At 61.0% G+C, this 26,407-nt stretch carries 29 protein-coding genes; 10 read left to right on the top strand and 19 right to left on the bottom strand.

The genetic code is table 11. The features are described from left to right. Positions 1–290, bottom strand: a 290-nt coding sequence (locus HMPREF0308_RS09025; protein ID WP_005530861.1) for an IS110 family transposase, incomplete at its 3' end; no start/stop codon positions are given. A gap of 341 nt (positions 291–631) precedes the next feature. Here HMPREF0308_RS09025 and HMPREF0308_RS09030 point away from each other — a divergent pair. Further along, positions 632–1,513 carry an endonuclease domain-containing protein gene (locus tag HMPREF0308_RS09030; RefSeq protein WP_005530862.1) on the top strand — a complete coding sequence of 294 codons (882 nt, stop codon included), beginning with the start codon at positions 632–634 and terminating at the stop codon, positions 1,511–1,513. Between the two features lie 74 nt (positions 1,514–1,587). Here the strand turns inward: HMPREF0308_RS09030 and HMPREF0308_RS09035 are convergent, their stop codons facing one another. From HMPREF0308_RS09035 to paaI, 10 genes are all read right to left on the bottom strand, one after another. Next, positions 1,588–2,424 (bottom strand): 3-hydroxyacyl-CoA dehydrogenase family protein, encoded by an 837-nt coding sequence (locus HMPREF0308_RS09035; protein ID WP_005530863.1) that lies wholly within the window; start codon positions 2,422–2,424, stop codon positions 1,588–1,590. A 5-nt stretch (positions 2,425–2,429) separates the two neighbouring features. Next, positions 2,430–3,194: an enoyl-CoA hydratase/isomerase family protein gene (locus HMPREF0308_RS09040; protein ID WP_005530865.1), complete on the bottom strand. Its 765-nt coding sequence runs from the start codon at positions 3,192–3,194 to the stop codon at positions 2,430–2,432. Continuing rightward, on the bottom strand, positions 3,195–4,400 hold the full coding sequence (locus HMPREF0308_RS09045; RefSeq protein WP_005530867.1) for a thiolase family protein: 1,206 nt from the start codon (positions 4,398–4,400) through the stop codon (positions 3,195–3,197). Continuing rightward, positions 4,401–5,177, bottom strand: coding sequence for an enoyl-CoA hydratase/isomerase family protein (locus HMPREF0308_RS09050; RefSeq protein WP_005530869.1), 777 nt, complete (start codon positions 5,175–5,177; stop codon positions 4,401–4,403). Positions 5,178–5,193: 16 nt separating this feature from the next. Then, positions 5,194–6,348 (bottom strand): 1,2-phenylacetyl-CoA epoxidase subunit PaaE, encoded by a 1,155-nt coding sequence (gene paaE, locus HMPREF0308_RS09055; protein ID WP_005530871.1) that lies wholly within the window; start codon positions 6,346–6,348, stop codon positions 5,194–5,196. Then, entirely contained in the window at positions 6,348–6,887 is a 540-nt protein-coding gene (gene paaD / locus HMPREF0308_RS09060; RefSeq protein ID WP_005530873.1) for a 1,2-phenylacetyl-CoA epoxidase subunit PaaD, read from the bottom strand. The genes paaE and paaD overlap by 1 nt, the downstream gene beginning before the upstream one ends. A gap of 43 nt (positions 6,888–6,930) precedes the next feature. Beyond that, positions 6,931–7,767, bottom strand: a complete 837-nt coding sequence (gene paaC / locus HMPREF0308_RS09065) for a 1,2-phenylacetyl-CoA epoxidase subunit PaaC (protein WP_005530875.1) — start codon at positions 7,765–7,767, stop codon at positions 6,931–6,933. Next, positions 7,764–8,051 (bottom strand): 1,2-phenylacetyl-CoA epoxidase subunit PaaB, encoded by a 288-nt coding sequence (gene paaB / locus HMPREF0308_RS09070; RefSeq protein ID WP_005530876.1) that lies wholly within the window; start codon positions 8,049–8,051, stop codon positions 7,764–7,766. The genes paaC and paaB overlap by 4 nt, the downstream gene beginning before the upstream one ends. Before the next feature lie 29 nt (positions 8,052–8,080). Beyond that, positions 8,081–9,091 (bottom strand): 1,2-phenylacetyl-CoA epoxidase subunit PaaA, encoded by a 1,011-nt coding sequence (gene paaA / locus HMPREF0308_RS09075; protein ID WP_005530878.1) that lies wholly within the window; start codon positions 9,089–9,091, stop codon positions 8,081–8,083. A 108-nt stretch (positions 9,092–9,199) separates the two neighbouring features. Beyond that, the gene (gene paaI / locus HMPREF0308_RS09080) at positions 9,200–9,634 is read right to left on the bottom strand and encodes a hydroxyphenylacetyl-CoA thioesterase PaaI (RefSeq protein WP_005530880.1); all 435 of its coding nucleotides are present in this window, start codon (positions 9,632–9,634) and stop codon (positions 9,200–9,202) included. Positions 9,635–9,729: 95 nt separating this feature from the next. Here paaI and HMPREF0308_RS09085 point away from each other — a divergent pair, with 95 nt between their 5' ends. From HMPREF0308_RS09085 to HMPREF0308_RS09095, 3 genes are all read left to right on the top strand, one after another. Further along, the gene (locus HMPREF0308_RS09085; RefSeq protein ID WP_005530882.1) at positions 9,730–10,341 is read left to right on the top strand and encodes a TetR/AcrR family transcriptional regulator; all 612 of its coding nucleotides are present in this window, start codon (positions 9,730–9,732) and stop codon (positions 10,339–10,341) included. Positions 10,342–10,690: 349 nt separating this feature from the next. Beyond that, complete coding sequence (locus HMPREF0308_RS09090) at positions 10,691–11,956, top strand: AMP-binding protein (RefSeq protein WP_223197412.1); 1,266 nt, start codon at positions 10,691–10,693, stop codon at positions 11,954–11,956. A 46-nt stretch (positions 11,957–12,002) separates the two neighbouring features. After that, positions 12,003–13,328: an MFS transporter gene (locus tag HMPREF0308_RS09095; protein WP_005530886.1), complete on the top strand. Its 1,326-nt coding sequence runs from the start codon at positions 12,003–12,005 to the stop codon at positions 13,326–13,328. An 81-nt stretch (positions 13,329–13,409) separates the two neighbouring features. Here HMPREF0308_RS09095 and HMPREF0308_RS09100 read toward each other — a convergent pair whose 3' ends face one another. From HMPREF0308_RS09100 to HMPREF0308_RS09105, 3 genes are read right to left on the bottom strand one after another with little or no spacing between them, the layout of a single operon-like run. Beyond that, entirely contained in the window at positions 13,410–14,045 is a 636-nt protein-coding gene (locus tag HMPREF0308_RS09100) for a hypothetical protein (protein ID WP_005530888.1), read from the bottom strand. A 41-nt stretch (positions 14,046–14,086) separates the two neighbouring features. Then, positions 14,087–14,239 (bottom strand): hypothetical protein, encoded by a 153-nt coding sequence (locus HMPREF0308_RS13695; RefSeq protein ID WP_005530889.1) that lies wholly within the window; start codon positions 14,237–14,239, stop codon positions 14,087–14,089. A gap of 59 nt (positions 14,240–14,298) precedes the next feature. After that, on the bottom strand, positions 14,299–15,267 hold the full coding sequence (locus HMPREF0308_RS09105) for an acrylyl-CoA reductase family protein (protein ID WP_034657367.1): 969 nt from the start codon (positions 15,265–15,267) through the stop codon (positions 14,299–14,301). Between the two features lie 97 nt (positions 15,268–15,364). On the opposite strand from HMPREF0308_RS09105, the gene HMPREF0308_RS09110 reads away from it, so the two are divergent. Further along, complete coding sequence (locus HMPREF0308_RS09110) at positions 15,365–15,964, top strand: VanZ family protein (RefSeq protein WP_005530893.1); 600 nt, start codon at positions 15,365–15,367, stop codon at positions 15,962–15,964. A 7-nt stretch (positions 15,965–15,971) separates the two neighbouring features. Here the strand turns inward: HMPREF0308_RS09110 and HMPREF0308_RS09115 are convergent, their stop codons facing one another. From HMPREF0308_RS09115 to HMPREF0308_RS09125, 3 genes are read right to left on the bottom strand one after another with little or no spacing between them, the layout of a single operon-like run. After that, positions 15,972–16,970, bottom strand: coding sequence for an NAD(P)-binding domain-containing protein (locus tag HMPREF0308_RS09115; protein WP_005530895.1), 999 nt, complete (start codon positions 16,968–16,970; stop codon positions 15,972–15,974). Then, positions 16,971–17,588 carry a response regulator gene (locus HMPREF0308_RS09120; protein ID WP_005530896.1) on the bottom strand — a complete coding sequence of 206 codons (618 nt, stop codon included), beginning with the start codon at positions 17,586–17,588 and terminating at the stop codon, positions 16,971–16,973. It abuts the gene before it with no gap. Further along, positions 17,581–18,735, bottom strand: coding sequence for a sensor histidine kinase (locus tag HMPREF0308_RS09125; RefSeq protein WP_005530898.1), 1,155 nt, complete (start codon positions 18,733–18,735; stop codon positions 17,581–17,583). The genes HMPREF0308_RS09120 and HMPREF0308_RS09125 overlap by 8 nt, the downstream gene beginning before the upstream one ends. A 121-nt stretch (positions 18,736–18,856) precedes the next feature. Between HMPREF0308_RS09125 and HMPREF0308_RS09130 the strand changes: the two genes are divergently transcribed. Genes HMPREF0308_RS09130 through HMPREF0308_RS09140 form a run of 3 tightly spaced genes read left to right on the top strand, consistent with a single transcriptional unit; the run spans position 18,857 to position 20,742 of the window. Next, the gene (locus HMPREF0308_RS09130) at positions 18,857–19,852 is read left to right on the top strand and encodes an ABC transporter permease (RefSeq protein WP_034657317.1); all 996 of its coding nucleotides are present in this window, start codon (positions 18,857–18,859) and stop codon (positions 19,850–19,852) included. Beyond that, the gene (locus tag HMPREF0308_RS09135; protein WP_005530903.1) at positions 19,852–20,466 is read left to right on the top strand and encodes an ABC transporter ATP-binding protein; all 615 of its coding nucleotides are present in this window, start codon (positions 19,852–19,854) and stop codon (positions 20,464–20,466) included. Before HMPREF0308_RS09130 ends, HMPREF0308_RS09135 begins: the two co-directional genes overlap by 1 nt. A gap of 54 nt (positions 20,467–20,520) precedes the next feature. Then, positions 20,521–20,742, top strand: coding sequence for a hypothetical protein (locus tag HMPREF0308_RS09140; protein ID WP_005530904.1), 222 nt, complete (start codon positions 20,521–20,523; stop codon positions 20,740–20,742). Here HMPREF0308_RS09140 and HMPREF0308_RS09145 read toward each other — a convergent pair. Further along, positions 20,739–22,355: a bifunctional ADP-dependent NAD(P)H-hydrate dehydratase/NAD(P)H-hydrate epimerase gene (locus HMPREF0308_RS09145; RefSeq protein WP_034657371.1), complete on the bottom strand. Its 1,617-nt coding sequence runs from the start codon at positions 22,353–22,355 to the stop codon at positions 20,739–20,741. The genes HMPREF0308_RS09140 and HMPREF0308_RS09145 overlap by 4 nt on opposite strands. Before the next feature lie 22 nt (positions 22,356–22,377). Continuing rightward, entirely contained in the window at positions 22,378–23,196 is an 819-nt protein-coding gene (locus HMPREF0308_RS09150; RefSeq protein WP_005530909.1) for an Fpg/Nei family DNA glycosylase, read from the bottom strand. A gap of 711 nt (positions 23,197–23,907) precedes the next feature. Here HMPREF0308_RS09150 and HMPREF0308_RS09155 point away from each other — a divergent pair. Together HMPREF0308_RS09155 and trhO are read left to right on the top strand one after the other, a co-directional pair. Further along, a complete protein-coding gene (locus tag HMPREF0308_RS09155; protein WP_005530912.1) occupies positions 23,908–25,404 on the top strand; it encodes a DUF1846 domain-containing protein in 1,497 nt (498 codons plus the stop codon). A gap of 58 nt (positions 25,405–25,462) precedes the next feature. Further along, complete coding sequence (trhO, locus tag HMPREF0308_RS09160) at positions 25,463–26,398, top strand: oxygen-dependent tRNA uridine(34) hydroxylase TrhO (RefSeq protein ID WP_034657321.1); 936 nt, start codon at positions 25,463–25,465, stop codon at positions 26,396–26,398. Positions 26,399–26,407 lie beyond the last annotated feature (9 nt).

The raw sequence follows: 26,407 nt of genomic DNA on the forward strand, positions 1-26,407 counted from the left end.
TTACCAGCGTGGATGCGTGAGAGTTGGCGCATAGCCAAACCTGGAAGGTAGCGCACGTCGATTCCGATGTCTTGGGCAACTGCGACAGTTAGTCGCCCAATGTTATTGGGCTGGTCCACGACGACAAGGACCTTGTGGTCGTTTGCGCTGAACGTTGAAAAGAGTGTGCGCAGGGATTTTTCGTTTTGGTTGATACGCTTTGATAGCACTTGGGCGCCGTCGATATCTAAGACGCAAGCGTGGTGAAAGTATTTGCCAACGTCCATGCCGATGACATAGTCGTAGGTCATGCCAGACCTCCTAGCGAATTGAACGAGTATGAGACTTATTTCATCGCTGGTGGTCGGACATACTTCACGCTGGCATCCACATTACTTGAGACCTCACACATCCTGTGTGGGTCAGGTTCCTATTAGCAGTCTGGAGTATGTCACTGCCTTCGGCGGCATCACCCCCCGGATCATTTTCAGACAGGGACGAAAACAAGCCATACCGAAGCCAGCGACTAGTTCCGCTGCCACAAGGCAGAAGGAACGCAGATAAACATAGCCTGCCCCAGCATGGGGCTAGGAGTACGAATCCTGGGCTCCTTCAAGCGGAACTGCTAACAACGTAATGGGGGGAGATAATCATGGACAAGGGCTTAGTGTCGGGGCTGACGAAGAGCCAACTGGCCACGCACATCAAACACGGGCGCGTCACCAAGATTGCGCGAGGGCTCAACGTCTGGGGCAGGCCCACGCCGCTGGAAGTGCTCTGGGCGGTCCAACAGCGATACCCGCAGGCCGTCGCCACTGGGCGGACAGCCGCGCAGTTGTATCTGAAGCGTGAGGTGACACTGCCATTAGAACTCGCGGCACCGAAGCGTCTGCCAGCATCTACGTATTATTCCGCGCGGCGAAGCGTGCGGGAGCAGACGCGCGAGGTGCTGGGCTGCGCCGTGCAGAATCCGTTGTTGGCCCTCGCACAGATTGACTGGGGCTGCGGCATCGAGCTCTGCGAGGCGCTTTATGCCGGACATCGCGGGCGCGAGAAGCTTGAGGCAGACCGGGCTGAAATATCCAGCCTGTCCGCCCGAGCGCAGGAGCTATTGAGGTCCGCAGTATTGTTCACCGACTCCAGCGCGGAGATTGCGGTTGCACGGGCACTCCAGCAGGCAGGGTTGAAAATTGAATGCAACGTGTTCATCGGCGTGTACCGCTGGGATATTGTGATTCCCTCACGCAAGATAGCCATCGAGATTAACGGGCTGAAGTTCCATTCCGAGTTGGGCGTGTGGATTCGCGATCACTGGAAGAACAACGAAGCCGTATTAAGAGGCTGGCGGACTTTGCGCTACACCGGCCATTGCGTGGCACATCACCTAGATTACATCGTGGAGCAGGTAGCGCAGCCGCCCAATTGGTCGCGGCGTTTCTATTCCTTCGTTCACCTCTGGCACAAGGCGCTGCTGCCTAAACAGGAATACGCGCTGCCGCCAGAGCCGGAGTGGGTGCACGAAATATCGCCCTAAATGCCAAATTTGTGCTTTACGACGTCGGCGATTTCGCTCCGATTTGGCATCTAGGGCGGCGGGCCTAAAAGGCGCTAGCTGTACTCGTAAAACCCCTTACCCATTTTCCGGCCGAGCTCGCCGCGGGCGACCATATCGCGCATCAGCTGCGGCGGGGCAAAGCGCTCGCCAAGCTGGGACTCCAAGTACTCGGCGATGCCGAGACGTACGTCGAGGCCCACGATGTCGGTGAGCTCGAGCGGGCCGATGGGGAACTTGTAGCCCAGCACCATCGCGTTGTCGATATCGCGCGGGGAGGCCACGCCTTCTTCCACCATGCGGATCGCCTCCAGCGCGATGGCCACGCCCAAGCGGGAGGACGCGAAGCCGGGGGCATCCTTGACCACAACGGCAGTCTTGCCCAACGCCTCAACCCAGCTCTTGGCCTGCTCAACCAGCTCCGCGGGGGTGGAGTCAGCGATGACCACCTCTACCAATTTGGATGCCGGAACCGGATTGAAGAAGTGCAGGCCGATGACGTCGTTGTTGACGCTGCCCGCGAGCTCAGAGACGGACAGTGAAGAGGTATTGGTGGCGATGACTGCCTCCGGGGCTGCCGCCGAAACGTTGGCGAATGCCTGCGTCTTGAGCTCCATGGATTCCGGGACTGCCTCGACTACCAGTGGGAATCCCGCGAAGTCGGCAGCCTCGGTGGACAGCGTCAGGTGCTGAGCCCACGATTCGAAAGTGCCGTCCGCACCGCGGTCGAGGGAGCCGCGGATGGCTTTCTCCACGCGCTCGCGGGCGGCGTCGACAGCCGCGGCGTTAATATCCACCACGTGAACTTCGGCGCCAGCGGCGAGGAAAGCGTGGGCGATGCCTGCTCCCATGCGGCCGCCGCCCAGGACTCCAACTTTGTTAGGTACGTTCATGAGTTTTATTTTTCCTTCTTGCGGTCGAGGAATGCTTGCATGCGGTCGAATTTGGCCTGGGACTCAAACAGCACTGCCTGCGCGATGTTGTCCACGGAGGGGTGCGCCGAGTCCGGCATTTCCATAAGCTGCTTTGAGATGCGGACGGCCAGCGGATCCAGCTCAGCGATGCGGGCTGCCAAGGCCTCGGCGCCTGCCTGCAGCTGATCCGGCTCGTGGAGCTCGTTGACCAGGTGGGCGTCCAGGGCTTCCTGGCCGTTGAGGATACGGCCGGCTAGCAGAATCTCTTTAGCCAACGGAGTGCCCACGGTGTTCTTCAAACGCCACAGTGCGCCAGCCGCGGCAATGATGCCGAGGTTTGCCTCCGGTTGGCCGAACTTGGCAAAAGGCGTGGCCACGCGGAAGTCCGCAGCTAGAGCCAGCTCTAAGCCGCCGCCCAGGGCGTAGCCGTCCACGGCCGCAATCACCGGCATGGGCAGCTGTGCGATGCGGTGGAAAATGCCCGAGTTGATGCCGCGCAGGGCGTCGTCGCGGCGGCGCTCCCGTAGCTGCGCGATGTCCGCGCCCGAGGCGAAGATGCCGCGCGGGCCCTTGGGCGTGTCTACGGTGCACCCGGTGATGATGAGGATCTGCGGCTCGCGTTCCAGCTGGCCGCACAGTTCGTGGAGTTCACCCACCATCTGCTCGTCAATGGCGTTGCGTACCTCAGGGCGGTTGAGGCGGGCGACGAGAAAGCCCTCTGCCTGCGTTAACTCGATAGCGGAAGACATCTAGACCCTCTCGATCGCAATCGCGGTTCCCTGACCCACGCCCACGCACATGGTGGCCACACCGCGCTGGAGGCCCTCGGTCTCTAGGCGGTTGAGCAGGGTCAGCGTGATACGCGAGCCGGAAGAACCCAGCGGGTGGCCCAGAGCGATGGCACCGCCCCACGCGTTGACTTTGTCCTCGTCGAGGCCCAGTTCGCGGATGCATGCGAGGGACTGGGAGGCGAAGGCCTCGTTGAGCTCAACCGCGTCGAGGTCCTCAACGCTCCAGCCAGCGCGTTCAAGCACCTGGCGGGTAGCGGGCACAGGGCCGGTTCCCATGATCTCGGGCTTGACGCCGCGGGCGGAGTTCGCGACCACGCGAGCGCGCGCCTTCAAACCGTACTTTTCAATCGCCGCAGAGGAGGCGACGATGACGCAGGAAGCGCCGTCGTTAAGCGAAGATGCGTTGCCGGCCGTCGTGACTTCGCCGAGCTTGGTTACAGGGCGCAGCTTCGCCAGAACCTCGAGGGAGGTCTCGGGGCGTGGCCCCTCGTCCGTGTCGACGATGGTGACATTTCCCTTGCGGTCGGTGACCTCTACCGGCACGATTTCCGCAGCGAACTTGCCCTCGGCAATGGCCTGCAGCGCGCGCTGGTGGGAGCGCAGGGCGAAGGCGTCGGCGTCCTCGCGGGTGATGCCGTAGGCGTTAGCCACCTCCTCGGCAGTTTCCGGCATGGAGTAGGTCATCTTTTCCTGCGCCAGGAACTTGGGGTTGGCAAAGCGCCAGCCGATGGAGGTGTCGTAGACCTCGCCGGGCTTGGCAAAGGCCTTTGCGGGCTTTTCCATCACCCACGGCGCACGGGACATGGACTCCACGCCACCTGCGACGATGATGTCCGCCTGGCCCGACTCCACGAGGGCAGTAGCCAGCGCAATCGAGGACATTCCGGAAGCACATAGGCGGTTGACGGTGATGCCCGGAACGGTGTCGGGGAAGCCAGCGAGCAGCCACGCCATGCGGGCGACGTTACGGTTTTCCTCGCCGGCTCCGTTGGCGTTGCCGATGATGACATCATCCACCAGGGATGGGTCGATGCCCGCCTCATCCACGGTCTTCTTGATGGCGGTGGCGATGAGATCATCGGGGCGAACCGAAGACAGGGCGCCGCCGTAGCGGCCCACTGGCGTGCGGAAGCCAGAGACGAGGTATGCGTGTGAGTCAGTCATTTATGCTCCTTTGAATTGTGGCTTGCGCTTCTCATTGAAGGCATCGAAGCCTTCGTAATAATCTTCGGTATTGCACAGCTGACCTTGGGCGATGTTCTCCGCATCCACGGAGGCCCACAGCCCGGTGCCGTTGTCGCGGATGTCTTGGACAAGCTTGCGGCTGGCCATGAATGCCAAGGTGGCTCCTTGAGCCGCGCGCTTGGCGACGCCCCGGGTAAAGTCCAGCAGCTCCTCTGCCGGGAGTGCGCGGGAGAAGAGGCCCGCGCGTACAGCCTCGGCGCCGCTGATGAGGTCACCGGTGATGATGAGATCCATGGCGCGGTGCGTGCCGAGGCGCTCCACGAAGAGGGCGTGTCCGCCGGAATCGAGGGTCGCGCCCAGGTTGGCGAAGGGGGAGCCGAACTTGGCATCCTCGGCGACGTAGACGACGTCGCAGGCCAGGGCGACGCCGAGGCCCACGCCGAGGCAAGGGCCGTGCACCGCTGCGAAGGTCGGGGCAGGGAAGTCGTCGATCTTGCGCAGTACCGGGGTCACCTTGTTGGCGAGGAAGTCGGTGGCGTCGTCCTCGCGCGGGTTGAGGCCCTTGATGTTGCGGCCAGCGCAGAAACCTTTGCCTTCTCCACGCAGGATGAGGGCGCGGGGGTGCGCCTTGGCTGCCTCGTCGAGGGCGTCGGAAAGCTCGGCCAAGTCTGCCTCGCCGAGAGAGTTCATGGCCTTGGGATTGTTGAGGATGAGTTCGGCGACGCCGGTCTCGGCATCAATGTGGAGTTCAATCAAGGTGTGTCCTTTAGGGCTACGCGTCGAAATCGATGGTGACGTTCGGGGTCTTGGCGTGAGATTGGCAGGTGAGGATGTAGCCGGCGGCCACCTCGTCTGCCTCGAGAGCGTAGTTCTCGTCCATCTCGACTTCGCCCTCGACGACCTTGGCGCGGCAGGTGCCGCACACGCCGCCGGCGCAGGCGAACGGGACGTCAGAACGCACGCGCAGAGCCGCATTGAGCAGTGACTCATTTGCGGAAACCGGCGAGCTCACCGAGCCAGAAAGGCCGTCGAGCTGGAAGTTGATTTCCACGTTGTCGCCCTCTGGGTCCACCTCGACCAGGCGTCCGGTCTGGTTCTGGTTCCCGGTGGGCTTGCCGGTGGTAAACAGCTCATAGCGGACGTTCTTCTCATCGATGCTGCGGCCGGAGAGTTCGTCGCGGACCAGCTGTACTAGCTCGAAGGGACCACAGAGGAACCACTCGTCGACGCTCTCGGTGCGCACCACGTTGTCCAGCAGGGTCTGCAGTTTTTCCGCGTCGATGCGGCCAGAGAAAAGCGGATTGACGCGCTGCTCGCGGGAGAGCACGTGGTGCACCGCGAAGCGGTTGGGGTATTTGTCCTTGAGGTCGCCGATCTCCTCGGCGAACATGACGTCACCGCCGCCCTTGTTGGCGAAGATGAGCTCGAAAGTGGTGTCCGGGGATTCCGACAGGACAGTCTGGGCGATAGCCATGATTGGGGTGATGCCGGAACCAGCAGCAATCGCCACGAGGTGCGGGTGGTCGAGCTTCTTGAGCTCCTCGCGCACGGCCTCTGGGTCGTTGAGGCCGGTGACGTGGGTCTTGGAGGTGAAGGCACCCTGCGGGTTCATAACGTCCATCTTGAAGCCTGGCTGCAGGGACTCGTTGGCCCAGGTAGAGAAGACACCGCCACGGTCGCGCTTGATGGCGACGCGGATGACACCATCGCGAGGAACATCGCAGATCGAGTAGGAGCGGCGGATTTCCTGGCCGTCGATGTCAGCGCGCAGCGCCACATACTGGCCGGGGATGTAGTCATAGTCGGCCTGCAACTGCGCGGGAACGGCGAAGGAGACCTCGACGGAATCTTCGGTGAGCTTGCGCACCTCAGACACGACCAAGGAGTTGAACGTGGCCTTCTTCTTGTTTGGAATTGTGGTGGTCATTAGTGCACCTTGAAGTAGTCGAAGGGCTCTAGGCAGTCCTGGCAGTTATACAGTGCCTTGCAGGAAGTAGAGCCGAATTGGGCGAGCTTGCGGGTGCGGCGGGAGCCGCAGTGAGGGCATTCGATGGCTGGCGGTGGGCCCAAGGTCAGCGGGATGGGGCCGGAGCCAGCGGCACGCGCGGTGCCGCTCGGCGGGGCAATTCCGTAGTCCTTGAGGTTCTGGCGGCCGAGCTCCGTGATCCAGTCCGTGGTCCATGCGGGCTGCAGCACCAAGTCCACCCGGGCCTTCGAGTACCCGGCTTCCTGGAGCGCCTTGGTGATGTCCGTGGTGATGTGCTCCATGGCCGGGCAGCCGGAATAGGTGGGCGTAATCGTGGCGACTGCAACGTCGCCGTCGAGCTTGGCTGCGCGCAGGATGCCAAGGTCCGCGATGGAAATGACAGGAATCTCTGGGTCCGGCACCTGCGCGGCGACGTCCCACACCTGGGCGTCGGCAGCATTGTCCGGGCGCAGCGGGTGAGAAGTATCGGTGATGGACATGGGCAAGATTCCTTCCACTTAGATGGGCCAGTTGGCCGGGGGTCTACCAGGTAGCGCCCGGGTGTTGACGGCCCAGCGATTGCATTTCGGCGAGGATGTAACCGCGGTACTCAGAGAAAGCGCCGGTGCGCTGGCCCGAGCGAGCCTGCTTTACCTCAGGAATTGAAAGCTGGGCCTTCTCAAGGACGTGGGCAATGCGCTCGTCGAACTGCGCGCGCAGCGAGGACGGCAGCACCGCGATGCCAGTGGCCGCGAGTTTCTGATGAATCGGCAGGTCCTCGAAGAGCTCGTCGAGGTAGGGCCACATGTAGTACAGGCCGGCCTCGATGCGACGCTTGGACTCCTCGGTGCCAAGGCCCAGGCGCAGGATCCACTGGTTAGCGTGGTCCACGTGGTACTCCACTTCTTTGATGGCCTTGGCGGCGATGGCAGCCAGGGTCTCATCGGTGGACTCCAGCAGAGCGGCGTAGAGACCGTACTGGTAGTAGGAGAAAAGCAGCTGGCGGGCGATGGTTTGGCCAAAGTCACCGTTTTCCTGCTCAACCAAGCGGACGGAGCGGAACTCCTCCTCGTTGCGGAAGTAAGCGAGGTCGTCTTCGGTCTTGCCGTTCGCCGTGCCCGCGTAGGTCAGCAGGAAGCGCGCGTGTCCGATGAGGTCCAGGGCGATGTTGCCCAGCGCGATGTCTTCCTCCATCTCTGGAGCGCGGGAGATCCACCAGCCCAGGCGCTGGGCGAGGATGAGGGCGTCGTCGCCCAGCGTAATTGCGTACTGCGCCACATCTTCCGAGGCCACGGCGCCGGAAGCGGCGATATCTTCTGCGGTAATGCCGTTACCCTGCGACTGCTTGGTCGCAGAATCGGCGCTAGCGAATCCACTCACAGGTGCGGCACTCCTTCGGACTTGTCGTAGTAGGTGGCGTGGCGATAGCTCTTGCCCTGTGGGGACTCGAAGAATCCGCCCTTGGAGTCAGGGTCGGAGGAGGAGATGGCCTCGGTGGGCACAACCCACACGGAGGTTCCTTCGTTGCGGCGAGTGTAGAGGTCACGTGCGTTACGCAGCGCCATGGTTGCGTCAGGCGCGTGCAAAGAACCAGCGTGGACGTGGGACAAGCCGCGGGAGGAGCGGACGAAGACCTCCCACATTGGCCATTGGTTTTCAGACATGGGGTTTCCTTTGGTTGATGTGGAGCGGATTAGGCCGACAGGGCGGAGTCGACGTTGTGGTACTTCTCGGCATAAGCCGCTGCTGCCTCGCGGACCCAGGCGCCGTCGTCATGCGCTTGGCGGCGGCGCTGCATACGCTGCACGTTGCACGGACCCTCGCCCTTGATGACGGACTTGAACTCTGCCCAGTCCAGCTCGCCGAAGTCGTAGTGACCGCGCTCCTCGTTCCACTTGAGATCCGGGTCCTCGAAGTGCAGGCCCAGGGCCTCAGCCTGCGGAACGATCATGTCGACGAAGCGCTGGCGCAGCTCATCGTTGGAGAAACGCTTGATCTTCCACTCCATGGACTGCTTGGAGTTCGGGGAATCGTCATCTGGCGGGCCGAACATCTGCAGGGCAGGGCCGTAGAAGCGGTTGATTGCTTCCTGCGCCATCTGCTTCTGCTCCGGGGTGCCGTGGGAGAGTTCGTAGAGGATCTCCCAGCCTTGGCGCTGGTGGAAGGATTCTTCCTTACAGATGCGGACCATGGCGCGGCCGTACGGCGCGTAGGAAGCGCGGCAGAGCGGGACCTGGTTGCAGATTGCGGCGCCGTCGACCAGCCAGCCGATTGCTCCGATGTCAGCCCAGGTGCGCGCCGGGTAGTTGAAGATGGAGGAGTACTTGGCCTTGCCGTCGAGCAACTGCTGGACGAGCTCGTCACGCGGGGTGCCCAGAGTCTCGGCGGCGGAGTAGAGGTACAGGCCGTGGCCTGCCTCGTCCTGCACCTTGGCCATGAGGATGGCCTTGCGCTTGAGCGAAGGCGCGCGGGTGATCCAGTTGGCTTCTGGCTGCATGCCGATGATCTCGGAGTGCGCGTGCTGGGATACCTGACGGGTGAGCGTCTTGCGGTAGGCAGCCGGCATCCAGTCGGTGGGCTCGATGCGGGAGTCTTCCGTGATGAGAGCGTTGAAACGTGCCTCTTCCTCGGCTGTTGAGGCAGTGGGGACTGCGCTCAACGAGGTGTCGGATAAGGATCCAGATGTGGAATCAGTAGTCGTCATGGGGGCAAACCCTTCTATCCAAGGTGGGAATCAGGTGGTTACTTACTGAATGGTTGGTCAGTATATGGGAGATCTGTGACTTACGTCAACATTTCTTGTGATGTGGGTCTACTTTTTGGCGGGAATGACGCGGAAGGTGCCACGGAACTCGGCGATGGGTTTGCCTTCTACGCTGAGCTCGACGTCGACGATTCCGTTGCGGCCCCAGGACTGCCGGGTGATTGCGACGCCCTTGACGACGTCGCCTTCAAAAGCGGGCGCGATGTAGTGAATGGAGTTGTGTGCGGCGACCGCTACCTCGCCGGGGGAGTTGCACGCGCCGGCGAAAAGCGAGTCGGCAAAGGTGTAGAGAAACCCGCCCTGGGCGGTGCCGTGGCCGTTGCACATTTCCGGACGTACGATGAACTGGCCTTCGCAATGGCCTAGTTCTAACTTGGTGATCTCCGCCCCGATGTGGGCGGTGGCGTTGTCTCCTTCAAACATGGCGCGGACGTGGGAAAACTCTGGCGATTCCGCCACTCCTGGGCGCAAGATTTGGTGCATTGTCGCTCCTCCTGGTCGAGTGAGGAGCAGTGATATCTAAAGCAATGGGGTGTGGTGATTGCAGAGTCTAACCATTTTTTCCGGCTTCTGCTTGAATGGTTTGCGTGACTGATGTGAATGCTGGCGCCCAGCGTGGACGCCCGGGGTATTCCCGTGATGATGTGATTAACGCGGCGGTGCGCGCGTTTAACTCGCGCGGTTATGACGCGACATCAATGGGGCACGTGGCCAAAGAGCTGGGGATTACGAAGTCGGCGCTCTACCATCACATTTCTTCGAAGGAAGAGATTCTCGAGCTGACTGTCGCGCATGCGCTCAGCAACCTGGAAGCTGTGGTGGCGGAGGTTGCTGAGTCCGACCTGGGGCCGGGGGAGCGGGTGTGGAGCCTGATTCGCGGTTCGATTGAGGTGTTGTGCACCGACCCTAAGTTGGTTGCCTTGTTGCTGCGACTGCGTGGCAATTCGGATGTGGAGGAACGCGCACTGGAGCGGCGTCGTAAGCTCACTCGCTCCGTGGTGCCGCTGGTGCGGGATGCACAGGAAGCAGGGGAAATACGCGCGGATCTCGACGCCGCGGTGCTCACACGCATGGTCTTCGGCATGGTTAACTCGGTGGCCGAGTGGTACGACCCAAAGGGTAAACTCGGTGTGGAGGAAGTCGCGAATTCGGTGGCAGAGCTGCTGTTTGGTGGCTTGCGGGCCAAGTGATTGCCAGCGGCGTTGTTGAGGTGCATGGGGGTAACTTCCGCGTGGGAGCTTTTGCTGTCAAAAATTAAGTGATTGAGCTGGGGGTTTGTCCCCTGACTGTGGGCTAGATCAAAAAACTTTCACAATTGTGTTGTGGCTCACGCGATTGCCTTGTATTGTACGTCACATGATTTACCTGACCGATCGGTAAGTCAATATCCGCCGGTTACCACCGGCTCACGTAATCCAGGCTAAAAATCCCGAGCAGTGCTTTCGAGGGAATGCGGGTGTGGACCTTAATTCTCCCGAGTCGAAAGGCAACAACGTGACCGCAACGTTTGACATCTTTTCTGATCACCACGGCCCGCAGATGGGCATCGAGTATGCTTCCCGCGACGAAATCATCGCCTTGCAAACCCAGCGAGCCAAGAATGAGTTGCGCCATGCGTACTACAACGTGCCTCATTACCGCCGTGCGTTTGATGAAATGGGCGTCCACCCAGATGATTTCAAGGAGCTGGCAGACTTTGCCAAGTTCCCATTCACGGACAAGGAAACGCTGCGCTCCGAGTACCCGTTCGGAATGTTTGCCGTAAACCAGAGCCAAATCTCCCGCATCCACGCGTCATCCGGCACTACCGGCCGACCGACCGTGGTGGGCTATACCCAAAACGATGTGAAGATTTGGGCTGAGCTTGTGGCTCGTTCCCTGCGTGCCGGTGGCATCCGCCCTAGCGACAAGGTGCAGATCACCTTCGGCTACGGCCTATTCACCGGCGGACTTGGTGCCCACTACGGCGTCGAGCAGCTGGGCGCAACCGCAATCCCGACCTCTGGCGGTCAAACCGAGCGTCAGATTCAGATCATGCAGGACTTCGAGCCAGACGCGATTCTGGGTACTCCGTCCTACGTGCTCAACCTGCTGGACCGCATGCGTAAAGAAGGCATCGACCCGCGCGAAACCTCTCTCCGAGCTGGCGTCTTCGGCGCCGAGCCCTGGACTGAGGGCATGCGTCGCGAGCTCGAGGAAGGCTTCGGCATCACGGCCACCGATATTTATGGCCTCTCTGAGGTCATGGGTCCTGGTGTTGCGCAAGAATGCGTGGAGACCAAGGACGGTCTGACCGTCTGGGAGGATCACTTCTACCCAGAGATCATCGACCCAGAAACCCTGCAGCCGGTGCCTGATGGAGAATACGGCGAGCTCGTGATTTCTTCCTTGACCAAGGAGGCATTCCCGATCATCCGTTACCGTACGCATGACATCACTCGCCTCCTGCCAGGTACGGCTCGCTCCATGCGCCGTATCGACCGCATCTCGGCTCGTAACGACGACATGATCATTCTGCGTGGCGTGAACTGCTTCCCATCCCAGTTCGAGGAAATCATTACTGAGGATAAGAACCTGCGTCCGCGCTACCAGTGCGTCCTGTCCAAGAAGGGCCGCATGGACCACCTCACGCTCCTTGTCGAGCACGCTCCCGACCTCTCGAAGTCCGATATCGAGGCATCCGGTGATTGGCTGAAGAAGCAAATCAAGAACCGCATCGGTATCACTGTCGGCGTTGACGTTGTAGACCACGTTGACTGTGGCGAAGGCAAGGCCAAGCGCATTATCGACCATCGCGATATGTAAATCCCCCCGTCCAACTGCTTCTGCACCCATAGAGAGAAGAAACCCTATGTCTGCACCTGTTATTGACCGTGACCAACCGGAAACTGGAATCACCTCCGAGCACAAGCGCGTGCTCGCGGGCTCCATGGTCGGAACCACCATCGAGTGGTTTGACTTCTTTATTTATGCCCAAGCTGCGGGCCTCATCTTCGCCACGCAGTACTTTGACCCAGTTTCCAATGAGAATGCGTCACTAGCGCAGATCATCTCCTGGGCTTCCTTGGGTATTTCGTTCCTGTTCCGCCCGCTGGGTGCGATCATTGCAGGTCACTTGGGTGACCGCTTGGGCCGCAAGCCAGTCCTCGTCATCACCCTGGTGGGCATGGGCTTGGCCACGATGCTCATGGGTCTCCTGCCGAACTACTCGGCGATTGGCATCGCGGCACCGATTCTGTTGGTCGTGCTCCGCATCCTGCAGGGACTGTCTGCCGGTGGTGAGTGGGGCGGCGCGGCAATGCTCGCCGTGGAGCATGCTCCGCGTGGCCGTCGTGGCCTCTTCGGCGCCTTCCCGCAGGTGGGCGTTCCGCTCGGCATGTTCCTGGCCACCATCTTCATGCTGGTTCTCTCCGCAGGCCTGTCGCAGGAGCAGTTCCTCGCATGGGGCTGGCGTATCCCCTTCCTGTCCTCCGTTGTCCTGATTTTTCTGGGCTACTTCATCCGCCGCACGGTGGAAGAGTCTCCCGCATTCGCTGAGCTGCAGGATCTTCAGAAGAAGGAATCTGCCCCCTTGGCGGTCCTGTTCAAGAGCCACACCGGCACAGTCATTAAGTGCGCGCTCATCTTCGCTGCTAACAACGCTGTGGGCTACTTTGTCATCGCCTACTTCACCTCTTATGGCACCAAGGTAGTGGGCTACGAGCGCACCGACGCCCTGCTAGTCGCGCTCGTTGCATCCATCGGTTGGTTCGCTGGCACCCTCTACTTCGGCCACCTGTCGGACAAGGTGGGCCGCAAGCTCACCTTCATCGTGGGCTACATTGCGTTGGCTGCGTGGTCCATTCCGTCCTGGATGGCTGTTGACTCCGGCAATCTTGCCCTCTTCGGTGGTGCGGTTCTAATCCTAGCGACCATGCTGGGTGCCACCTATGGTCCCCAGTCCGCGCTTTACGCGGAGATGTTCCCGGTGAAGGTACGCCTCTCGGGTGTTTCAATCGGCTACGCGTTTGGCTCCATCATCGGTGGTGCTTTCGCCCCGATGATTGCGGAGATGCTCTTCACTGAGTACAAGACCTCCATGGCTATCGCTACCTACGCGATTGTCATCTCCGCCATCTCTCTCATCGGCGTTCTCATGGTGCCAAAGGGCATTCAGGACCGCGACCTGCACGTCTAAAGCGCACAAGCGAAAGGTCCGAGCTCTCCTCAATCTAGGAAAGGCTCGGGCCTTTGTCGTGCGTCGGATGCCACAGGTTAGCTAGAGCCCCAGCTGGGCGTTAGCCACTGAATCTTCGGCACCGCGGATTGCCTGGCGGGCTGGGTCGTGGAACTGCACCGGCACGAAGTTAAGGATTTGCTGCTCCAGCGGGGAAGGCTGGCGGCCCGAATTGCGGATGCCGTCAGCGGTGATGCGAACGGCACCCAAGATGTCGCTGGTGAGCTGGGAGGCTGCGCCATAAGTATTCGCCGCGATGGTAAAGCCATTGCCAAAGGAGGCGGTGGCATGGACGTTGCGGTTATCGTCCCAGCCGAACTTCGCGCCCACAACACCCGGCACGCGTGAGGTGCCAAAGTCTTGCTTATAGCCGTCAGCGGCAACGGGGGAAGCGGTGCGCATGCCATTGATAATTGGCGTGGCTAGTGGGTCGCCCACAATCGCGGAGGTAAAGCGCGCAAGGTCCTCAGTAGAGGTAGTGGTGTTGCCCCAGAATCCTGGGTAGTGGGTCTCATGCAGGACAAACTGGCCGATGACCTCAGGGATTGCCTGCGGGTAGCGGCGGTCCAAGTCTGTGGCCGTGCCGTCCTCGCTGAAACGAATCATGTTTTCCACGCGGGCTTTGTCCGCCGGAGCGCCGTGCTGCAGCACCCAATAGCCCAAGTAGAGCTTGACCAAGGAAAGCGCCGGGCGAGATTCGTGGGAATTAGCAGTAGAGACTACTGTGCCATTGCTGTAGCGAAGCGTGACCTGAGTACCCCGGGCACAGCGTTAGGGTCGATGGTGATGCCAGCCTGGGCAGCGGGCGTGACGAGGCCGGCGGCGAGGGTGCTAACCAGCGCGGCAGCAAAGACACAGGGACGGGAACGCATAGGAAAATAGTATCAGCGCTGGGAAAATTAATTGTTCCCAGCGCTGATAAATAGTTTGTCTAGATTTCTACGATGGTGCGGCCGTGGTGGGTGCCGGCGAGCAGCTCCTTGGCGGCGTCTGCGACATCGTCGAGCGCGATGATGTTGGAAATAGAATGCAGCATCTCAAGATCGAGGTGTTCGTCCAGCAGCTTCCAGGCGTCCTCACGGACCTTGAGCGGTGCGTCGACGGAGTTGCCGCCTGCCAGGACGATGCCGCGCAGGATGAATGGCAGTACCGAAGCCGGGAGGTCAGGACCGGCGGCCATGCCGGTTGCTGCCACGACGCCGCCCCACTTGATCTGCGCCAAGACGTTGGCCAGGACGGTGGATCCAGCGGTGTCTACCGCGCCGTCGTAAAGCGCCTTCTGCAGCGGACGGCCGGTCTCCGAGAGTGCGGAACGATCAATGATGTGGTCTGCGCCCAGGGCCTGCAAGTACTCGCTTTCGCTATCAACGCGGCCGGTAACGGCGGTGACCTCGAAGCCGAGGGACTTCAGCAGCTGTACCGCGATGGAACCCACGCCGCCCGTGGCGCCGGTGACCAGCACGTGGCCCTCGCGCGTGCCGTGGGTGAGCAGCTGGTTGACGCAGATGGCGGCGGTGTAGCCGGCGGTGCCGATGGCAGCGGCGTCGGCAGCAGTGAAGCGCTCCGGAACTGGCAGCGTGGCCTGGGCGTTGACACGCTGCTGCGTGGTGTAGCCGCCGTGGCGGAACTCGCCGAGTCCGTCGCCGAATGCGGCCACCAGCGCGCCCACCGGTAGTCGCGGATCGGAGGACTCAGCCACGGTGCCCACGACGTCGATGCCTGGGACCAATGGGTTGATGCGCATGACGCCCTTGTTGCCGTCCAGGGCCATGGCGTCCTTGTAGTTCAACGAAGAATGGGAAACGTTAACCAGTACGTCGCCCTCGGCGAGGAGGGGCTCTTCCTGAAAGGTGTGGGAGATGCTGTTGTCTTCGGAACGTGTAACTACGAGTGTGGTCATGCCCACGATGGTACGCGCTCTGTGAGTTGTGTAGAACCAGAACTTTGCCAGTAAACCAGCCGGGGAATCCACAGATTGCGTTGTTAGGTTTGCTCCCATGTCAGTAACCCAGCAGTCCACCCAGCAGACCGCGCATCCTCGCCACCGCATTCAAGCAGTGCCGCCGCGCCACGCGACGCTGCGGCGCGATTCCGTCGTGGTTACGTTCCTGGTGCTCGCTGTCATTGCTGTGATTACCCTCGGCAAGTCTTTTATTGAGATTCCCGGCGTAATTGACGCCTCGGCGCACGCGGTCCGCAGTCAGGACCTGCAGATGTTTAATGGCTTTGATAATCCCACCATCTGGTACGGGCCGTGGACCAATACGATTGGTAACTTCCTGCTGTTCATGCCTTTGGGCGCCAGCCTCATTGTTTGGGGTCAGAACCTGCGCCGCGTGCGCTTTGGCCTCGGCGGAACTATCCTGGCCGGCTTGGTGCTGAGCTTGAGCATCGAAACCCTCCAGTACCTTTTCGCCCTCGGCTTTAGCGACGTCGATGACCTCGTGTTCAACACCTTGGGCACCGCCGTGGCGGCCTTCTTCATGTCACGCGTCAGCAAGGAAAGCCAGTCCAAGGTCCTCCACCGTATGGGATTCATTGCAGCCACCGTGCTGACCGTTTTGGGCTGTGCGATTGCCACGGGGGTCATCGCTTAAGCAGCGCTCAATCAATCCGGCCTTTAATAAAAGAAGCAACGTCGGCAGCAGCTTGCTTGGCAAAGGGGCTAACGCCCGTGATGGTGGCTGAGCCCGGGCCGGTCCAGGTGCCGAATCCCACGAGGAAGAGCCCAGGGACGGTGGGCTGGCGGTCCACCAGGAGGCGGGAGATAGGGCGAAGTACGGGCCGGAAGCCGGTGGCCCAAATCAGGTGATCCGCGTTGATGTCGTCGAGGGAATTCGGCATCGGGGTGGCGCGCAGGAGCCCTTCATCACGCGCCTTGAGCACCGGCGGGACCATGACGATATCGCCCAAGTTCGTATCCGCGCCGGGGTCAGGCTCGCCACGATTGATGGCGTTGAGGCGCTCGCGGTTGCGCCGGAAGAGCACGCGTCCGTCGACGTCGTCAGGCATCCAGCGCGGCTCGCCCCTTGTTAGCCAGGTGGTGGAAATACCTTCAAGCAGCAGATCCGCCGCGATCTGTGCGCCGGAATTGGCCGCGCCCACCACTGCCACGCGGGAGCCGCTGAACTCCGCGACGCCGGGATAAATGGCCGAATGCCATTGCGTCCCCGCAAACTTACCGGGGTAGTACGGGATGAAGGGCGCGCGCCAGGTACCCGTGGCCGCCACCACGGTGCGGGCCATCAAGCGTTCCGTGCTCGAGTAGACGTGGAAGAACTCGCCATCGTGCTCCACGGACTCAACCATGAAGGGGCGTCGCACCGGCAGCTCGTAGCGCTCTTCGTAGCGCGAGAGATAATCCACCACGTGGCTCGCCGGCGGGAAGCCTTCATAAAAAGGCATGGGCCAGCCCGGTAGGTTGGAGGCGCTCGTGGTGCTAAATAAAGTCAGCGAGGGCCAGGTGTGCAGCCACGCACCACCAGGGCGCGATTCCGCATCCAAGATGGCGAAGTTCAAGCCCTTTCTGCGCAGGTAATAGCCCGTAGCCAGCCCTGCTTGGCCGCCGCCTAAAACGAGGCAATCATAAACCTGCGCGGACACTTAAATGAGCTTCCTTTCCCGGGCCACGGTGACAGCCGCTGTGCGGGTATCCACGCCCAGCTTCTGGTAGATGTGAATCAAGTGCGTCTTCACTGTAGCTTCCGAGATGAACAGGCGCTGGGCAAGCTCCTTATTCGATTTGCCCGTGGCCAGGGCTTCTAGGATCTCCAGCTCGCGGCTGGAAAGCGCCACCTCGGGGCGGGTGATGCGCTCGGCCAAAAGCGCTGCCACCTCGGGTGCCAGGGTGCGTTTGCCGGCGGCCGTGGCGAGGACGGCGTCGTGAAGCGCCTGCTCCGGCGCATCCTTTAGGAGATAGCCCAGGGCGCCCGCCTCCACGGCGGAAACGATGTCGGATTGGGTGTCATAGGTGGTGAGGATGAGCACCGGCGGGCCGCCAGCTTGGGCGAGCTGAGAAGTGGCCGCAATGCCATCGGTGCCGGGCATCTGGATATCGCAAATGACCACGTCCACATGAGGAGCATCGGGAGCTGCAAGTTTGGCGACGTCCGCCCCATCCGCACCTTCTAGCACCACATCGATGTCGGGGAAAGCGTTCAAAATGGCCCGCAGGCCGGCGCGCACCACGGGATGATCATCGATGAGCATGACGTTAAGCATCCTGGTCCTCTACTTTTTGCGGTATACGGATAGCAAGGGCGGTTCCCTCGCCTGGGGAAGATTCCACCGTGAGCGTACCGCCGTGGCCTTCCACGCGCTGGCGTAGGCCCCGTAGCCCGAAGCCACCTTGCGAAGGTGAAGTAGGGTCCATGCCTTCTCCGTCGTCGACGATGTCGAGCGTGGTCTCGCCTTTAAAACAGCCTAAAGTGACCACTGCGCGCCGGGCACCAGAATGCTTGAGCATGTTGTTGAGCCCTTCCTGTGCGGCGCGCAGCAGGTCCTGGCGGTGGGCCTCGGGAACGGTGCTTTCGCCGGAAACAACCAGCTCGATGTCGGTGTCCTTCCCCAGCGCAGCGGCCTGGGCGGCAGCTGAATCCACCACCTGCTGGAGGGCCTCCTCCAGCGATGGGGCAGGGGCGGCTAGCTCGCTGACGAAGCGGCGGGCCTCGCTTAAGTTCTCGCTGGCCACCTTTTCAATCAGCGCCAGTGTCTCTGGGGAAGGATCTTTTTGAGCCGCGCGCGAGAGCAGAACGATGGAGGAAAGGCCTTGGGCCACGGTGTCGTGGATCTCCCGGGAGAGCCGTTCGCGCTCTTCCAGGCGTCCTGCTTGGTGCTCGCTCGCGGCAAGTTCGGCCTGGGTGGCGCGCAGCTGGCGGGCTACCGCCGCATGGTGCGCTGCCTCAGCCTGCACCATGCGCCCGGCATGGAAGGCGCCGATGGCAAAGGCCGTGCCGATGAAGGGGCCGATGGCCGCCGCGATGGTCCATTCCGCCGGATGCTGCCAGGCGGGCAGGAAGGCCGCCAGTGCCCATAACAATCCGCTGCAGGCGATGCCCGGCCAGCGGGGAAGCGAGCTTAGAAAAGCAAAGACCAGCGGGAATTCTAGCCACATGAAGTCCTGGGCATGCACCATGAGCCCGCACCACAGCACGCACAGCCCTACCAGCCACAGGGCGCGGGGGAGTACGCGCCGCAGTGCGTAGACCACGGCCAATGCGACTGCCAGACCAAGGGCGCGGGCGTCGAGTCGCTCATCGAGCCCGGCGCGCAGCAGACCGAATAACAACAAAAACGCGAACATCACGTGTAGCCCGGCGCGCCAGGGTCTAAGGCGCTTATGGAAGGTCAGCGGGGAGCGCTGTTTCACGTCATTCACAGCCTTTTACCCTAACTCTCGGGCGGGACATGGGGAATCAACCAGTTGGTTGACTCGAAGTTCAACTAGCGGCCCGATTACTAATCCGCGCGCGGTAGCGATGCTTGAAACTATGTTTCTTGCACTTAGAGAATTGCGCGCAGCCCGCGGGCGCTTTGCGCTGATTGGGACCGTGGTCGCGCTCATTACCTTGCTTTTGGTCATGCTCTCTGGGCTAACGGAGGGCCTGAGCAAACAAAACACCTCGGCTTTGGAGGCCTTGGGGCATGAGTATGAGCAGGCGAGCTTTAGCACGCAGAAGCCAACTTTTACGGAGTCAGAGATTTACGCGGACGACGTGGTGCCTGGCAGCGCGCCTTTGGGTACAGCGCAGACCAAGGTGGAGGGCTTCGGCGGTGTGGCTGTGCTGGGCCTGCCGGCGGGCGAGCCTATTCCGGGTACCAAGCAGCAGGTGCCGGCCACGGGAGTGGTGGCATCGCAAGCGATCACGCAGGGAAATTCCGTGGTGATTGGGGATGAGGCCTATGCCGTTCGCGGCACCGTGCCGGATCTGTACTATTCCCACTCACCGGTGCTGTGGGTTTCCACGCAGACTTGGGCGCAGTTGAGCCACGCGCCTTCCGACGTCGTGGGTACCGCCCTGCTGCACGCGAACAGCGTTACCACCGGGCTTCCCACGTCCGTCAGCATGCGCGAGGCCTTAAGCGGCCTGCCCTCCTACAACTCGGAGCGCGGCTCGCTTTTGACCATGCAGGGCTTCCTGTATGCAATCTCGGCGCTCGTGATGGTGGCTTTCTTGAGCATCTGGACCATGCAGCGCACCCGCGATCTTTCGATTCTGCGTGCGCTGGGGGCGCGGACGCGCTACCTGCTTGGCGACGCCCTGGCACAATCCGCACTCATCCTCGCCCTCGGAGTTGGTGTGGGTGCCGCAGTGGGCTGGGGCCTGGGCGCGCTCGCGCAATCGACGGTGCCTTTTGTGCTCTCGGCGCGCACGATTGCTGCCCCGGCCGCCGGCATGTGGTTACTCGGCATGCTGGGCGCGGTGCTAGCTACCCGCCGAATCAGCAAAATCAACCCTTTGGATGCGTTGGGAGGACAAGGCTAATGCTAGAGATTGAAAACGTGACGGTTACCTTCCCCGATGGCCGCGATCGCGTGGTGGCGCTGGATGACGTCAGCCTGGCCATCAAGCCGGGCCAGCTCATGGCCGTCGTCGGCGAATCCGGCTCCGGCAAGTCCACCTTGCTCTCCGTGGCCGCAGGGCTAATCGAGCCCGATAGCGGCCGGGTGCGGGTAAGCGGTGAGCGCGGCATCATCTTCCAACAATCCAACTTGGTCAGCTCGCTCAATGCCCTGGATCAGCTGCTCATTGTGGACCATATGGAAGGCCGAAAACCTCGCCGTGAAAAGGCGCGGGAGCTGCTTGAGTATGTAGGCCTGCCTGGGATGGAGGCTCGCCGCATCACTCAGCTTTCTGGCGGTCAGCGCCAGCGCATCAATATCGCGCGCGCCTTGATGGCTGACCCCGAGGTGCTGCTTGCGGATGAGCCGACAGCGGCGCTGGATTCTTCGCTCTCGCGCGACGTCGGCAAGCTGCTGCGTGACATCACCGATGAACAACAGACCGCAACGATGTTTGTGACCCATGACCGCAGCCTGCTGGAGTTTGCGGACAATGTGGTCACCGTCAAGGACGGAAAGTTGGCGGCCGGTACCTAAAGCCCTGCAAGCGGGTGCAAACGGGGTACTACCAAGGAGATCTTCTACCGGCAGATGACTGGTTGGGTGATGCTGGTGCTCGGTGCGGCATGGACCATCATCAACCTGCTGGGGCCGTGGCCGTGGTACATCCTCGCCGAGATCGGCGCCGTGGCAGGTGCCTGGGCTGCGATGACGTGGCCGTGGGAGACCCGTAGGCTGCGCCGCGGCACGGTGGCTGTCGGTGCCAAGGGGCTACTGCGCTGCTCCGTGCGCGCCGTAGCAAATAGGCTTTAGCGAGCCATACGCAAAAGCTTGGCGACGGCCCGCGGGATCGCCGCGGCAATCTGCGAGGCGGAGCAGATGGCATAGCCCTCCGGCGTTTGCGCCGCGATGGCTGCCGCATGGGCATGGATGGCGCCGGCGTGGAGGACTTCTGTGATGATCTCGGTGAGCGTCGTGCGGCCTACCTGTGCTTTGTCCTCAAGATGTATCTGTGCGAGGACTGCGCCGAGGATGCCGGCCAGTACGTCTCCGGAACCAGGCGTTGCGGAATAAGAGTGACCGGCGTTGAAGGCATAGATGGGCTGGCCGGGTGCAGTAACCAGGGTATTTCTTCCCTTGAGCAGCACGATGCAGCCCAGCGCTGTGGCGAGCTCCTGCAGTGGCGCTGCTTTGCCTGATGACAGGTCGAGGTCCTTGTTGAAGGTCGCCTCGTAAAGCTCGGTGAACTCGCCCAGGTGAGGAGTGAGAACCGTGACGGGCAGGCTTCCCAGGCGGGCGCGCAACTCGGGGTGACGGGCAAGGAGTCGCAGCGCATCGGCATCGATGACGGCCGAGATGAACCCATCGAGCACCTCCGCGAGCTCCGCTTGGGCCGCAGCGTCAGTGCCGCGTCCTGGGCCCACGACGATGGCCTGGGCGTGACCCGCTGAGCCAAGATCTGGGTGAACCACGAGTTCCGGCAGGAGCGAGGTGATGGAGCGGTCTCCGATAAAGCGCACCATGGCCGGGCTGGTGCGCACTGCCGCGGTGGCTGCCAAGATGCCAGCGCCGGGATAGGTGTCGCTGCCTGCGGCAATAGTGACCACGCCGCCGGAATATTTATCGGAGGAAATCCCTGGGGTGGGGTCAACGATTGGTCCGGTACAGCCAACCGGGCGCGGGTGCGTTGCGATGCCATGGGCGGTCTCGATGTTGCCGGGGCGCCACGCATATGCGAACTCCAGGGTGGGCTCGTTGGCGATGTGCCCGGCCGGTTGCGCGAGCGATTCGAGCATCGCGCTAAACGATGTCGCGCCGGGCAGCGTTAAATCCGCCAGCACCACCTGGCCGCACTCCGCGGCGAGTACGTGGCCCATGCGCGCCCAACCGAAAGTTATGGTGACGTCAGCATGCACTGCGCCTTTGCAGGCGGCGATGCCAGTCTCTGCGTTGATGCCAGTGGGCATGTCGACCCCGAGCACCGGAATGCCTGTTGCCTGCTCGTAGACCTCTAGCGCTTGGCCGCTGAGCCCGCGCCCGGAACCGAGGCCGGCCACGGCGTCGATAAGCAAGCTCATGTCAGCTGGCAGGGAAGTGTTGGGATTAGGAGTGGACCCACTTTTTAGAACTTCGCCGCCGGCTTTCTCGAACGCAGCACGAGCGGCAGCGTGACAGGTCTCGGGTACGAGTGCTGTGACGGCGTGCCCCTGTTGGGCGAGAAGAGCGCCGGCGAAAAGGCCGTCGCCGCCGTTGCCACCGCTGCCTGCCAGAATCATCACGTGGCCGGGGTGGGCGGCGAGCATTACCGCGGCGGCATCGGCCACCGCGTGGGCGGCCAATTGCATGAGCTGGTCTGGATAGCTCTGCTGGGCGAGCAGGCGCTCCTCGGCAGCGCGGACGGCGTCGACGGAAAAGGCATATCGCATGCCGCCCAAAATACCCCCTTGCTTAGGCTGGAGCGTTCTGGCAGGTAGGGCACCAGAACAGGTTCCTGCCTTCGAGCTTCTTTTCTGCGATGAGCTCGCCGCAGATATAGCAAGGCATGCCGGCGCGGCGGTAGACATAAACCTCGCCGCCATGGTCATCCTTGCGTGGCGCGCGGCCCATGGCCTCTGGTGTGTGCTCCGGGCGGACCGTGTCGATGCGGGCGGTGGGCACGCCAGCGCGCATGAGTTCTACCAGGTCCTCCCAGATGACATCGAATTCGTGGCGGTCTAATTCATTGCCGGCAATAAAAGGCGAGATGTTCTGGCGGAATAAAACCTCGGCGCGGTAGATGTTGCCGACTCCGGCAAAGAGATGCTGATCCATCAGCAAGGAGCCGATGCTGCGGCTCGACCTGTGCACTCGCGGCCAAAGGTTAGCCGGTGATGCGTCCTCGCGGATGGGGTCGTGGCCAATCTTGGCGAGCGCGACGTCATACTCGGCATCCGTGATGAGCCGGCACCACTGTGGCCCGCGGAGGTTGGCAGCTAGGTCATCGCTTTCGATGCGCAGGCGAATCTGGCCCCAGACAACATCCAAAGGCTCAAAGCGCAAGCTGCCGATCAGCCCGAGGTGGATATAGATGATGTGCTCTGGCGCATCGGCGGAAAAGTGCAAAAAGAGATGTTTGCCGCGCGCTTCGGCGAAATCGAGCTGCGTCCCATCGAGCACGGCTGCTTCCGCCGCAAAGCGGCCCTGCGGACTCGTGACGCGCAGCGGCCCACCCCGGAATTCACGGTCGAGGCGCTGTGCAAGGTGATGAATGATGTGGCCTTCGGGCATGGGGATAAGTCTATTGCATGTGCTGCGAAGAAAGCTCAAGGATAAAACGGACATTTTTCCGTTTGGAGTGTGGGATTGAAGTGCGAAGACGAGGCTTAAGCGTTCATTTCCTGCTTTAAAGGTCTAGGTTAAATAGGTGAAAGTCAACATAATAAACATTTATCTATTTTGTTGTTTAGTCTATAGCGCGACCATATCTGATAAAGATTGGCCCAAATATATAGTGGTCCGTTTCACATTTATTTTTCTTCCGGGTTAATTGGACTAGAAAGTGCCAGCGCATGGCGTTAAATTTTTATAAAGCTAGAATTGGTTAGTGAAATTCTTTATCGGATTTTTGTCCGATTGGCTTTGCAAACGTTGATTTTGAAACCGCCGTTGATATGCTTCGCATGGATGTATCTACTGGTGAGTGATAGATCCAACCGCTGCGCATGTAGGGGTGCGTGGCGGCTATTGCCAGGTGGGTGGGACTGCCTGGCTGTAGAGGGTGAGGGCTTGTTCCGCATCCTTAGAGAGACAGGTAACGCCTGGGCCCATCCTTTCCGGGGCCCAGGCGTTACTCGTATGTTTTAGGCGGCTTCGTCAGTGCGGTTTCTGGCGGTGTGGCGCCGTGGCAGGACGTATGAGTAAACCCAGTTCTTTCGAGTAAAATCCAATCCAAAAGATCCAGCCCGGTTGCGGGGATTGTCTATGGCGGAAGGCCTTTAAATGACGCGTTTGCTTGGTTTTGACCGTGAGAAGTACATCGAGATGCAGTCGGAGCACATCCATGAACGGCGCCAAGCTATCGGCGGCAAGCTGTATCTGGAGATGGGCGGCAAGCTTTTCGACGATATGCACGCCTCCCGCGTGCTGCCCGGGTTCACTCCAGACAACAAGATCGCCATGCTTGAGCGCATCAAAGACGATGTCGAGATCCTCATCTGCATCAACGCTAAGGACATCGAGCGTCAAAAGATGCGCGCTGACCTCGGAATCCTCTACGAAGATGACGTTTTGCGCTTGGTCGACGTCTTCCGTGGCCGTGGCTTCCTAGTAAACAACATCGTCATGACCCAGCTGGAGGATGGCAACAGCCAAGCTGAGGCCTTCATTGACCGCCTGGAGCGCCTTGGCCTGAGCGTTGCGCGCCACCGCGTTATCCCGGGTTATCCTTCCAACACAGACCTCATTGTTTCTGAGGAAGGCCTTGGCCGGAACGAGTACGCGGAAACCACGCGTGACCTGGTTGTCGTCACTGCGCCGGGGCCAGGCTCCGGCAAGCTGGCGACCGCCCTATCGCAGGTCTACCACGAGCACCAGCGCGGTGTGCAGGCTGGATACGCCAAGTTTGAGACCTTCCCGATCTGGAACCTGCCGCTCGATCACCCAGTGAACCTGGCTTACGAGGCCGCAACCGTTGACCTCAACGACGCAAACGTCATCGATCACTTCCACTTGAGCGCATACGGCGAATCCACGGTGAACTACAACCGCGATGTTGAGGCTTTCCCGCTGCTTAAGACCCTCCTGGAGAAGCTGACCGGCAACACCCCGTACCAGTCCCCGACGGACATGGGCGTCAACATGGCCGGCTTCTGCATCACCGATGACGAAGTCTGCCGTGAGGCCTCCAAGCAGGAGATTATTCGTCGCTACTTCAAGGCTTTGGTGGAAGAGGCGCGCCTCGGCCTAGATTCCACGCAGTCCGAGCGCGCGGCCGTCGTCATGGCGAAGGCCGGCATCAAGTCTGATGACCGCCCAGTAGTAGCGCCGGCGCGCAAGCGTGCCGCCGAAACTGACGAGCCCGCCTCTGCGTTGCAGCTTGCCGACGGCACCATCATCACCGGCCGCACTTCTGCGCTTCTGGGCTGCTCCGCTGCGATGCTGCTCAATGCGCTTAAGCATCTCGCCGGCATTGACGATGAGATCCACCTGCTGAGTCCAGAGGCCATCGAACCGATCCAGAAGCTCAAGACCGAGTATCTGGGTTCGCGTAACCCGCGGTTGCATACGGACGAGGTTCTCATCGCGTTGTCTGCATCGGCGGCCAAGGATGAAAACGCCCGTAAGGCCATGGCTCAGCTGAAGAAGCTAGCTGGTTGCGATGTTCACACCACCACGATTTTGGGCTCGGTGGATGAGGGAATCTTCCGCAATCTTGGGGTGCTCGTCACATCCGATCCAGTGTTCGCCCGCAAGCAGGCGCTTTACCAAAAGCGCTAAGTACGGAGTTTTCGGAAGAATTTAGGAAAAGAAACAGCTCAAGCATAGAATTAGTGGCGTGAGCCTTAGCAAAATTCTTCTGTACTACTGCTTTACCCCAATTTCTGATCCCACGGCCGTCATGTTGTGGCAGCGCAATCTGTGCGAGAAGCTCGGACTGAAGGGTCGCATTCTCATCTCCGAACACGGTATCAATGGCACCGTGGGCGGCGACATGAATGCCTGCAAGCGCTACGTTCGTGAGACCCGCGAATACCCAGGATTTAAGAAGATGGAATTCAAATGGTCCGATGGCGGCGCTGATGACTTCCCGCGCCTGTCGGTCAAGGTCCGTGACGAAATCGTGGCCTTTGGCGCGCCTGGTGAGCTCAAGGTGGACGAGAACGGCGTCGTCGGTGGCGGCGTTCACCTCAAGCCAGAAGAGGTTAACAAGCTGGTAGAAGAGCGCGGTGACGAAGTCGTGTTCTTTGACGGCCGCAACGCCATGGAAGCGGAGATTGGCAAGTTTAAGAATGCCGTGGTGCCTGACGTCAAGACCACCCATGACTTCATCAAGGAAATCGAGTCCGGCAAGTATGACTGGATGAAGGACAAGCCTGTTGTCTCCTATTGCACCGGGGGTATCCGCTGCGAGATCCTCTCATCCCTGATGAAGAATCGCGGTTTCAAAGAGGTCTACCAAATTGACGGTGGCATCGTGCGCTACGGCGAGAAGTTTGGCAATGACGGCCTGTGGGAAGGCTCGATGTATGTCTTCGACAAACGCATGCACCATGAGTTTGGGCAAGGGCTGCAAGATCCTGGCTTTATTCAGCTGGGGCACTGTGTGCACTGTGGAAAAGCAACGAACACGTTCCACAATTGCATTAATGAGGACACGTGCCGTCAGCAGATTCTAATTTGCGACGATTGCGTACAGCACGTTGAAACCCAGCACTGTGGGCGTCCAGAATGCGCGGAGGTCGCAGCTACAGCTGCAGCAACCAATGCTTAGCTCGAGCAG

Source organism: Corynebacterium striatum ATCC 6940 (assembly GCF_000159135.1).
GTDB classification, from domain to species: Bacteria; Actinomycetota; Actinomycetes; order Mycobacteriales; family Mycobacteriaceae; genus Corynebacterium; species Corynebacterium striatum.

Coding starts and splice junctions, on each gene's coding strand:
- HMPREF0308_RS09085 (WP_005530882.1), top strand. CDS start 9,730: ATGGTTTGCGTGACTGATGTGAATGCTGGCGCCCAGCGTGGACGCCCG.
- paaI (WP_005530880.1), bottom strand. CDS start 9,634: ATGCACCAAATCTTGCGCCCAGGAGTGGCGGAATCGCCAGAGTTTTCC.
- HMPREF0308_RS09120 (WP_005530896.1), bottom strand. CDS start 17,588: ATGCTTAACGTCATGCTCATCGATGATCATCCCGTGGTGCGCGCCGGC.
- paaA (WP_005530878.1), bottom strand. CDS start 9,091: ATGACGACTACTGATTCCACATCTGGATCCTTATCCGACACCTCGTTG.
- paaD (WP_005530873.1), bottom strand. CDS start 6,887: ATGTCCATCACCGATACTTCTCACCCGCTGCGCCCGGACAATGCTGCC.
- paaE (WP_005530871.1), bottom strand. CDS start 6,348: ATGACCACCACAATTCCAAACAAGAAGAAGGCCACGTTCAACTCCTTG.
- HMPREF0308_RS09150 (WP_005530909.1), bottom strand. CDS start 23,196: ATGCCCGAAGGCCACATCATTCATCACCTTGCACAGCGCCTCGACCGT.
- HMPREF0308_RS09105 (WP_034657367.1), bottom strand. CDS start 15,267: ATGACCACACTCGTAGTTACACGTTCCGAAGACAACAGCATCTCCCAC.
- HMPREF0308_RS09145 (WP_034657371.1), bottom strand. CDS start 22,355: ATGCGATATGCCTTTTCCGTCGACGCCGTCCGCGCTGCCGAGGAGCGC.
- HMPREF0308_RS09135 (WP_005530903.1), top strand. CDS start 19,852: ATGCTAGAGATTGAAAACGTGACGGTTACCTTCCCCGATGGCCGCGAT.
- paaB (WP_005530876.1), bottom strand. CDS start 8,051: ATGTCTGAAAACCAATGGCCAATGTGGGAGGTCTTCGTCCGCTCCTCC.
- HMPREF0308_RS09140 (WP_005530904.1), top strand. CDS start 20,521: ATGACTGGTTGGGTGATGCTGGTGCTCGGTGCGGCATGGACCATCATC.
- HMPREF0308_RS09040 (WP_005530865.1), bottom strand. CDS start 3,194: ATGTCTTCCGCTATCGAGTTAACGCAGGCAGAGGGCTTTCTCGTCGCC.
- HMPREF0308_RS09110 (WP_005530893.1), top strand. CDS start 15,365: ATGTCAGTAACCCAGCAGTCCACCCAGCAGACCGCGCATCCTCGCCAC.
- HMPREF0308_RS09035 (WP_005530863.1), bottom strand. CDS start 2,424: ATGAACGTACCTAACAAAGTTGGAGTCCTGGGCGGCGGCCGCATGGGA.
- HMPREF0308_RS09030 (WP_005530862.1), top strand. CDS start 632: ATGGACAAGGGCTTAGTGTCGGGGCTGACGAAGAGCCAACTGGCCACG.
- HMPREF0308_RS09155 (WP_005530912.1), top strand. CDS start 23,908: ATGACGCGTTTGCTTGGTTTTGACCGTGAGAAGTACATCGAGATGCAG.
- HMPREF0308_RS13695 (WP_005530889.1), bottom strand. CDS start 14,239: ATGCGTTCCCGTCCCTGTGTCTTTGCTGCCGCGCTGGTTAGCACCCTC.
- HMPREF0308_RS09045 (WP_005530867.1), bottom strand. CDS start 4,400: ATGACTGACTCACACGCATACCTCGTCTCTGGCTTCCGCACGCCAGTG.
- HMPREF0308_RS09090 (WP_223197412.1), top strand. CDS start 10,691: ATGGGCATCGAGTATGCTTCCCGCGACGAAATCATCGCCTTGCAAACC.
- HMPREF0308_RS09095 (WP_005530886.1), top strand. CDS start 12,003: ATGTCTGCACCTGTTATTGACCGTGACCAACCGGAAACTGGAATCACC.
- HMPREF0308_RS09130 (WP_034657317.1), top strand. CDS start 18,857: ATGTTTCTTGCACTTAGAGAATTGCGCGCAGCCCGCGGGCGCTTTGCG.